Annotated in this window: 12 protein-coding genes; 10 read left to right on the top strand and 2 right to left on the bottom strand. The window is 35.6% G+C overall.

Annotated elements, in window-relative coordinates; genetic code table 11:
• The first annotated feature begins 365 nt into the window (after positions 1–365).
• From cobS to AB1414_02515, 5 genes are read left to right on the top strand one after another with little or no spacing between them, the layout of a single operon-like run.
• Positions 366–1169 (top strand): adenosylcobinamide-GDP ribazoletransferase, encoded by an 804-nt coding sequence (gene cobS, locus AB1414_02535; protein MEW6606319.1) that lies wholly within the window; start codon positions 366–368, stop codon positions 1167–1169.
• Positions 1169–1810: a DJ-1/PfpI family protein gene (locus AB1414_02530; protein MEW6606318.1), complete on the top strand. Its 642-nt coding sequence runs from the start codon at positions 1169–1171 to the stop codon at positions 1808–1810. Before cobS ends, AB1414_02530 begins: the two co-directional genes overlap by 1 nt.
• A 6-nt stretch (positions 1811–1816) precedes the next feature.
• A complete protein-coding gene (locus AB1414_02525; protein MEW6606317.1) occupies positions 1817–2347 on the top strand; it encodes a metal-dependent hydrolase in 531 nt (176 codons plus the stop codon).
• A 5-nt stretch (positions 2348–2352) separates the two neighbouring features.
• Positions 2353–3462, top strand: a complete 1110-nt coding sequence (locus AB1414_02520) for a type IV pilus twitching motility protein PilT (GenBank protein ID MEW6606316.1) — start codon at positions 2353–2355, stop codon at positions 3460–3462.
• A gap of 19 nt (positions 3463–3481) precedes the next feature.
• Positions 3482–4492, top strand: a complete 1011-nt coding sequence (locus AB1414_02515) for an isocitrate/isopropylmalate dehydrogenase family protein (GenBank protein ID MEW6606315.1) — start codon at positions 3482–3484, stop codon at positions 4490–4492.
• 62 nt (positions 4493–4554) lie between these two features.
• Here AB1414_02515 and AB1414_02510 read toward each other — a convergent pair whose 3' ends face one another.
• Positions 4555–4803 carry a hypothetical protein gene (locus AB1414_02510; GenBank protein MEW6606314.1) on the bottom strand — a complete coding sequence of 83 codons (249 nt, stop codon included), beginning with the start codon at positions 4801–4803 and terminating at the stop codon, positions 4555–4557.
• 227 nt (positions 4804–5030) lie between these two features.
• On the opposite strand from AB1414_02510, the gene AB1414_02505 reads away from it, so the two are divergent.
• Positions 5031–5261 carry a hypothetical protein gene (locus AB1414_02505; protein ID MEW6606313.1) on the top strand — a complete coding sequence of 77 codons (231 nt, stop codon included), beginning with the start codon at positions 5031–5033 and terminating at the stop codon, positions 5259–5261.
• 3 nt (positions 5262–5264) lie between these two features.
• Entirely contained in the window at positions 5265–5750 is a 486-nt protein-coding gene (locus tag AB1414_02500) for a DUF177 domain-containing protein (protein MEW6606312.1), read from the top strand.
• Here AB1414_02500 and AB1414_02495 read toward each other — a convergent pair.
• Positions 5747–5887 (bottom strand): hypothetical protein, encoded by a 141-nt coding sequence (locus AB1414_02495; protein MEW6606311.1) that lies wholly within the window; start codon positions 5885–5887, stop codon positions 5747–5749. The genes AB1414_02500 and AB1414_02495 overlap by 4 nt on opposite strands.
• A gap of 142 nt (positions 5888–6029) precedes the next feature.
• Here AB1414_02495 and rpmF point away from each other — a divergent pair, with 142 nt between their 5' ends.
• Genes rpmF through AB1414_02480 form a run of 3 tightly spaced genes read left to right on the top strand, consistent with a single transcriptional unit; the run spans position 6030 to position 8211 of the window.
• On the top strand, positions 6030–6218 hold the full coding sequence (gene rpmF / locus AB1414_02490) for a 50S ribosomal protein L32 (GenBank protein ID MEW6606310.1): 189 nt from the start codon (positions 6030–6032) through the stop codon (positions 6216–6218).
• A 1-nt stretch (position 6219) separates the two neighbouring features.
• Complete coding sequence (gene plsX, locus AB1414_02485) at positions 6220–7215, top strand: phosphate acyltransferase PlsX (GenBank protein MEW6606309.1); 996 nt, start codon at positions 6220–6222, stop codon at positions 7213–7215.
• Positions 7216–8211, top strand: coding sequence for a beta-ketoacyl-ACP synthase III (locus AB1414_02480; GenBank protein MEW6606308.1), 996 nt, complete (start codon positions 7216–7218; stop codon positions 8209–8211).
• Positions 8212–8218: the final 7 nt, after the last annotated feature.

Below are 8218 nucleotides of genomic sequence, written 5' to 3'. Positions count from 1 at the left end.
AGAACTCACAGGAATAAATTATAATCTTTGCGAACTTTGCGTCTTTGCGAGAGAAAATTTCTATTTAGTTTTTACCACTGATAACTGAGGGATTACCGGCTGAGCTCAGGACGAAACTATTTAACCAGTTACCAATTATCCGTTTGCAGGTTACGAAACCTGATGATGCCCCGTGCAAAACTTACTCAACACGACACTAGATTTGTTAATCAATTTTAATGTTGTTGTACTCAAGAGCTTGCCCTGATGAAAATCAGGGATGTTAAGCGTGTCGTCCATAGATTTTATTTTTTTTCTCTGCGTCTCTGCGTCTCTGCGGTGAACAGTTACGAATACTTCAAAAAAAAGGAAGGAGGAATAGTCAAATGAAAAATTTCATTGTTGCTTTACAATTTCTGACTATGATTACTCTTAGTTCCAAAAAGTTTAAATTTTTATCCAACGAAGATTTAGCTAATTCTATGATTTATTTTCCTATCATTGGATTAATGATAGGTTCTTTTCTCGTAATTATCAACTACATTCTGAGTTTATTTTTACCCAATTTAGTCGTTGATGTGTTTTTAATTATTAGTTTAATATTTGTCACCAGAGGATTACATTTAGATGGTTTTGCCGATACTATTGATGGATTTTCTTCTAATGGAACAAAAGAAGAAATTTTAACGATAATGTCTGATAGTCGCATTGGGGCAATGGGTGCCATTGGCATATTTTGTTTGCTAATAACTAAACTCTTTCTTATTTATGAAATGCCTATTGAAATTAAAAATATTGCTTTAATTATAATGCCTGTGTTAGGTAGATGGGTAATGGTTATGGCCGCCGCATCTTCTAACTATGCTAAAGAAAATGTAGAAGGATTAGGAAAACCATTTACTGATTATGTTGGAACAAAAGAATTTGCCATCGCCACTATCATTATGGTTTTAATTGGCTGGGGATTATTTAGCCTTGACTCAAGATATTATAAAGGAGTAATATTAATTTTAATCATCTATATAATTAATTTATGCCTTCTAACAAATATTAAAAGAAAACTCAATGGTATCACTGGCGATATTTTAGGGGCACTATGTGAAGTAACTGAAGTATTGGTATTATTCTTAATAATGAGCATTAGTGCAATAGAAAAAAGTCTTGACTTTCAATATATATTTATGATATAATGAAAAAGATGAAAAAACAAATATTATTCATAGTTATGTTGGGTTTAATTGGATGTGTTAAAGAAACCCAAGAAATAAAAGCCGTAGAAGAAAACTTAAAAAGCAATAGGGTATTAATGATAATTGCCTCGTCTAATTTCAGAGATGAGGAATATCTGGTGCCATCTGATATTTTAAAATCTTATGGAATAGAAATAGTAACTGCTTGTTCATCACTACAGGTAAGCATTGGAATGCTTGGAGCAAAGGTTACACCAGATATACTTTTGACAAAGGTTAAGGTTGAAGATTATGATGCCATTGTTTTTGTCGGCGGCACAGGTTCATCTGAATATTGGGAAGATAAAACTGCACATCATCTTATTCTCGAGGCAATATCTCAAAATAAGATTTTAGCCGCAATATGCATCGCACCAGTAACCCTGGCTAACGCTGGTGTCTTAAAGGGAAAAAGTGCCACTGTATTCTTTACCGAAGCAGATAGATTAAAGGAAAAAGGAGCAAACTATAGTGGTAAAGATGTAGTCATAGATGAGAATATCATCACGGCTAATGGACCCCAGTCGGCAGAAAAATTCGCTCAAGCAATTGTTAATCTTCTTAGCCCGAAAATATTACCAGTAAAAGATGAAGAGAGGTAACTATTTATGTCAACTCCTATCGCTCATTCTTTAACTGGAATAAATGTTTATTTAGTTTCTAAAAACAAAAATACCATTAATAATAGGTTACTTATCTTATATTGCTTAATTGTCTCAAATTTGCCAGATATTGATTTTTTTTGTATTACAACCAATGGAATTAAATGGAGTCCTCTTTACCATCATCAGGTCACTCATTCAATAATATTTATGCTTATTTTAAGTTTAATTGCCTGGTTGACTGGTGGTCAAAGATTAGGAATAATTACATTGTGGTGTCTTGGATTACATAATTTAATAGATTACTTTACTTTTGATACAATACCTCCAAAAGGGATAATGTTATTATATCCATTTTCAAAACAGTATTTTATATCTCCAGTTACCTTTTGGTGTGGTAGTGAACATCAAACTTTAGGAGATACAGTTTCGTTTATCAGCTTAATTAGTATGGGATATGATTTAATTACGGTGGGATTGATTACCTTCATAGTTATAATATCAAAAAGAATCTATGAATTAAGGCGGGAGAATTAAAAACAATGTTAAAGATGCCAGAATTATTAAAGATGTTAGTAGAACGACACGCATCTGATTTATATTTAAAGGTAGCCAGACCTCCACTTATTAGAATTGCGGGCATATTAACCCCAACTGATTTACCAAAACTTGGTCCTGAGGATGTGATGAATTTAGTTTATAGTATGATGAATCAGGAGCAGATTAAGAAATTCGTAGAGAATCTGGATATCGATTTTTCATACAGTTTACCAGGTGTGGCTCGATTCAGGGTAAATGTGTTTAAACAGCGTGGTGTGATAGGTTGTATTATTCGAGCTGTTCCTTACGATATTCCGACTGTTGAGCAATTAGGCTTACCACCTGTTATAAAAAATTTAGTTGCCAAACCACAAGGGTTGATATTAGTTACCGGGCCTACTGGAAGTGGAAAATCCACAACATTAGCGGCAATGGTGGGTTTCATTAATAAAAATCGTAATTGCCACATAATTACCATAGAAGACCCAATAGAATTTTTACATCGTGATGATAAAAGCACGATTGACCAACGCGAATTAGATGTTGATACGAAAAGTTTTCGTGAGGCATTACGGCGAGCACTTCGTCAGGACCCGGATGTGCTTTTAATCGGTGAGATGCGCGATATTGAGACAATGTCTACCGCGCTGAGTGCCGCTGAAACCGGTCATCTGGTTTTATCAACACTTCACACTAATGATGCCACACAAACAATCGACCGTATCATTGATGTTTTTCCGACTTCTCAGCAAACCCAGGTTAGAATTCAATTATCTCTGACTTTACTGGGTGTCGTTTCTCAAAGATTATTGCGGAGAAAAGATGAAAAAGGTAGAATTGCCGCAGTTGAAATTATGATTAATTCACCCTTAATCAAGGATTTAATCGAAAAAGGAAATACATCCGGTATCCGTAAGGTGATTGAATCTTCCACAACCTATTGGCAGATGCAAAGTTTAAATCAGGCTATTGCTAAAGTGGTTAATATTGGGTTGGTGACAATAGAAGAGGCACTTTCTGCCACACCTTATCCTGATGATTTAAGACTGGGACTTAAAGGAGCTCATGCCGGTGGCGGGATAGTTATTGGCGGAATGGATATGCAGTATTAACCCATTTCAGGAGGAACAAATGTATACAGTAACTTTAATCCCAGGTGATGGGATAGGACCAGAAATAACCGAGGCAATGGTGAATGTGGTGTCTGCCACTGGTGTTGACATTAAGTTTGAAACGGTTTTAGCCGGTGAGTGTGCTTTAGAGAAAGAAAAAACACCTTTACCTGCCGCGGTTTTAGACTCGATTAAAAAAAACAAAGTAGCCATAAAAGGACCTACTTCTACCCCAGTTGGTTATGGATTTAGAAGTGTTAATGTTGCTTTAAGACAAGAACTAAATCTCTATGCTGGGGTTAGGCCAGCTGTTTCTTTTGTTGGAGCTCCCAGCCGATATGAAAATATCGACCTGGTGATGATTAGAGAAAATACACAAGGATTATATTCTGGAATCGAACATTTCATTGACCAGGAGAAAACTATTGGTGAAAGTATTCGGATGATTTCAAAAAAAGCCAGTGAACGAATTGTCAAATTTGCCTTTGAATATGCCATCGCCCATAACCGCAAAAAGGTTACCTGTATTCATAAAGCTAATATTTTAAAGGTTACCTGTGGGTTATTTTTAGAAACGGCAAGAGAAGTAGCAAAACAATATCCCCAGATAGCGTTTGAAGATAAAATTGTAGATAATATGGCTATGCAATTGGTGAAAAAACCAGAGGAATATGATGTCCTGGTTACGACTAATCTGTTTGGAGATATTCTTTCTGATTTATGTGCAGGTTTAATCGGCGGATTAGGATTAGCCCCTTCGGCAAATATGGGATACAATCTGGCAGTTTTTGAGCCTGTCCATGGCTCGGTACCTAAATATGCCGGCCAGGATAAAGTCAATCCCTGTGCTTGTATTCTCTCAGGGGCAATGATGCTTGAATATTTAGGAGAGAAAGAAGCATCTAAGAAAATTGTTAACGCAGTAAGTTTGGTGATTAAAGAAGGGAAAACTCTTACCTATGATTTAGGCGGTTCCTCAACAACCTCCCAGATGACTAAATCTATCATTCAAAAAATTCCCTTGACATAAAAATAAAAATAGTGTATGATACATTCCTGATTGGGTAATAAGTGGCAACCAGTTACCAATTCTTAATTTTCCAAATAAAAAGGGTAACCGTTCAGGCTATATATCAAAAGTGTAAGAAAGGGGATAAGGAGATAAGGGCGATATGGAGATAAGATAATAGAAATAGATTGAAATTTATAGAAATAGCTAGTGTCGTGTTGAACAAATAACGCACGGAATTTGATTCTGGTAACTGGTGATTGGTAAATGGTAATTAAATACCGTTCGGCTGAGCTCAGGACGAAACTATTTAACCAATTACCAGTTACCAATTACCAGTTACCAATTATCCGTTTGCAGGTTATGAAATCTGATGATACCCCGTGCAAAACTTAGTCAACGCGACACTAGAAATTGATTGTGGAAAACAACAAATTTCCATAAATTTCTATTAGTTTCTATTAATTTCAATTTTTTTAATAATATCTCCCTATCTCCTTAATCTCCACATCTCCTTTTGTTACACCACCTGAACGCTTACTAAAAAGGAGAGTTTGTGATGGAAATAGTAGAAATTCGTCAGATACATAATGCAAGACCATTTCATCCGTTTATAATTCATTTAGCTGATGGTCAAAAAATACCTGTAGAGCATCCTGAATTCCTTGCAATCGCACCGGATGGACATACCATTGTTTTTCACAGTTTACGACCAGGTGGTTTTCATATTATTGATCCATCACTTGTAACGGCTCTGGAAATTAAATCTGAATTGGAGATAACATCATAAAAAATGGTTGATTTAGTTAATGTTGATATCTCTAAAATAAAACAAAATATCGGTAGTGAACTTTTCATTGAACAAGATGAATCTCTTGACACAATTGAAGACATAAAACTTACCTCCCCTATTTCTATTAAATTCCATTTAGTTAATATCGGTGAGAGTATTAGACTTAGAGGTAGTTTAAAAGTTGATGTCCTGCTTCAATGCAGTCGTTGTCTTGAAGATTTTAATTTTAAATTAAACCGGGATTTTAAAATAGATTTATACGAAACCATAGGTGAAAAAACAGAAGATTATGGAGGAGAATTACAAGTAGAGGACATAGAAAGGATTTTTTATCGCCAGGATAATATTAATTTAATGGAACAAATTCGAGAGCAAATAATATTATCGTTACCGATAAAACCAATTTGTCAAGAAAGCTGTCAGGGATTCTGTAGTCATTGCGGCGTAAATTTGAATAAAACTATATGTATCTGTAATGATAACTAATTACCATTTACCAAATAGGGCTTCACGAAATTAAAAGTAAATAATCGGTTAATTGGTAACTGGTAATTGGTAACTGGTAATTGGTAACTGGTAATTGGTAATTGGTAATTGGTAACTGGTAATTGGTAACTGGTAATTGGTAACTGGTAATTGGTAATTGGTAACTGGTAATTGGTAATTGGTAACTGGTAATTGGTAACTGGTAACTGGTAATTGGTAACTGGTAACTAATTACCATTCACCAATTACCATTTACCAAAATTAAGGAGGTTTTAAAAAATGGCTAATCCAAAACGACAAACATCAAAGGCAAAACGAGATAAAAGAAGAAGCCATTGGAAGATAACACCAGTAGATATTTCTACCTGTTCCCAATGTGGACAACCCAAATTACCTCATCGTGTTTGTTTAAATTGTGGTTTTTACAACGGCCGCGTTGTATTAACAATAGAGGAAAAGAAGAAATAAAATGCGTATTGCAGTTGATGCTATGGGCGGAGACCATGCACCACAGTCTATTGTAGCTGGTGTGGTTGAGGCATTGAATGAGTTAAAAGAAGTAACTCAAATAACATTATTTGGTCCGGAAAAGGCAATTACTAATGAATTGACTCGTTATCAAACAAAGGGACTACCAATTGTCATCAGGGATACAAAAGAAATTATTGAAATGCATGAATCTCCGGCACAAGCAGTTAAAACTAAAAAAGATTCTTCAATTGTTGTCGCGATAAAGGCATTAAAACAAGGTGAGGTAGATGCCTTTATTTCAGCAGGTAATACTGGCGCGGTAATGGCAGGTGCTTTAATGTATCCTGGCAGATTAAAAGGTATTTTTAGACCTGCAATTGCAACACTTATTCCGACTTTATCCGGAGCATCCATACTTCTTGATGTAGGCGCTAATGTTGACTGCAAACCACAACACCTCTTACAATTTGCCATAATGGGTAATGTTTATGCCAAAGATATTATGGGAAAGCCCAATCCTAAAATAGGACTTTTAAGTATTGGGGAAGAAGAAGGTAAAGGAAATGCACTTACTTCTCAGACATTTAACCTGCTAAAACAATCTTCTCTGAATTTTGTCGGGAATGTTGAAGGAAGAGATATTATAAATGGCACGGTAGATGTAATTGTCTGTGATGGATTTGTGGGTAATGTAGTTTTAAAATTTGGTGAAAGTTTAGCCGAAATGATAATTAACTTTTTAAAACAGGAATTATCTAAAAATCTCAGTTTGAAGATTGGTGCTTTTCTTTCTAAACCCGCATTTAAAAAATTTAAAAAATTAGTTGATTATTCAGAATATGGCGGAGCACCACTTTTAGGCATAGATGGTGTGTGTATTATTTGTCATGGTGCTTCTTCTCCTAAGGCAGTAAAGAATGGAATAAGGGTAGCATGCGAATTTATTAACCATCAAGTCAATCTTCATATCGAAAAAGGAATTAAAGAAGGATAGATGAAAAAAGATGAATTAAGGGCAGTAGGTATAGTTGGCACAGGTTCTTATACACCTTCTAAAGTATTGACTAATTTTGACCTCGAGAAAATGGTTGATACTTCAGATGAGTGGATACGAACAAGGAGTGGCATAAGTGAGCGACGGATTGCTGAAGATAATCAGGCATCTTCGGATTTAGCAGTTCCAGCCGCATTAGCCGCTCTGGAAGATGCAAAAGTTCATCCTTCAAAGGTAGATATGATTATTGTCGCCACCGTTACCCCGGATATGCTTTTTCCATCTACTGCTTGTTTTATTCAGCATAAAATAGGGGCGATTCATGCCGCCTGTTTTGATTTATCCGCCGCCTGTGCCGGGTTTAGTTATGCCTTAGAATTAGCCAAAAATCTGATTGCTACCCATACTTATAAGACTGTTTTGGTTATTGCCACAGATTGCCTTAGTAAAATTACCGATTGGGCAGACCGTAATACCTGTGTTTTATTTGGTGATGGGGCTGGAGCAGTCGTGTTACAACCAGTCCGAAAAGAAACTGGAATCCTTAGTAGTTACTTAGGAAGTGATGGTTCCAAAACTGATAAATTGCAAATTCCTGGTGGTGGCAGCAGAAACCCTATCTCTCAAAAAATTATAGACGAAAAACTCCATTATATCAAAATGAATGGTAGAGAGGTATTCAAATATGCCGTTGATGCAATGTGTAAATCTGCAAGAAAGGCATTACATCTGGCTCATTTAGATGTTAGTGAGGTAGATTTATTCATCCCACATCAGGCTAATATTCGTATCATTGAGGCTGTTGATAAACGACTTCATATTGGGCCAGACAAAGTTTTTGTGAATTTACATAAATATGGTAATATGTCTGCGGCTTCTACGGCTGTCTCTATCGATGAAGCAAAAAAACAAGGTAGAATAAAAAAGGGCGATATTGTTTTATTAAGCTCTTTTGGTGGCGGACTTTGTTGGGCAGGAACGGTTATTCGATTTTAAAATGGTT

Source organism: bacterium, from assembly GCA_040755795.1.
Lineage (GTDB): Bacteria > UBA9089 > CG2-30-40-21 > CG2-30-40-21 > SBAY01 > JBFLXS01.
The sequence above is the reverse complement of the archived record's forward strand: the minus strand, read 5'-3'. Positions and strand labels throughout refer to the sequence as shown.

Coding starts and splice junctions, on each gene's coding strand:
- cobS (MEW6606319.1), top strand. CDS start 366: ATGAAAAATTTCATTGTTGCTTTACAATTTCTGACTATGATTACTCTT.
- AB1414_02530 (MEW6606318.1), top strand. CDS start 1,169: ATGAAAAAGATGAAAAAACAAATATTATTCATAGTTATGTTGGGTTTA.
- AB1414_02525 (MEW6606317.1), top strand. CDS start 1,817: ATGTCAACTCCTATCGCTCATTCTTTAACTGGAATAAATGTTTATTTA.
- AB1414_02520 (MEW6606316.1), top strand. CDS start 2,353: ATGTTAAAGATGCCAGAATTATTAAAGATGTTAGTAGAACGACACGCA.
- AB1414_02515 (MEW6606315.1), top strand. CDS start 3,482: ATGTATACAGTAACTTTAATCCCAGGTGATGGGATAGGACCAGAAATA.
- AB1414_02505 (MEW6606313.1), top strand. CDS start 5,031: ATGGAAATAGTAGAAATTCGTCAGATACATAATGCAAGACCATTTCAT.
- AB1414_02500 (MEW6606312.1), top strand. CDS start 5,265: ATGGTTGATTTAGTTAATGTTGATATCTCTAAAATAAAACAAAATATC.
- rpmF (MEW6606310.1), top strand. CDS start 6,030: ATGGCTAATCCAAAACGACAAACATCAAAGGCAAAACGAGATAAAAGA.
- plsX (MEW6606309.1), top strand. CDS start 6,220: ATGCGTATTGCAGTTGATGCTATGGGCGGAGACCATGCACCACAGTCT.
- AB1414_02480 (MEW6606308.1), top strand. CDS start 7,216: ATGAAAAAAGATGAATTAAGGGCAGTAGGTATAGTTGGCACAGGTTCT.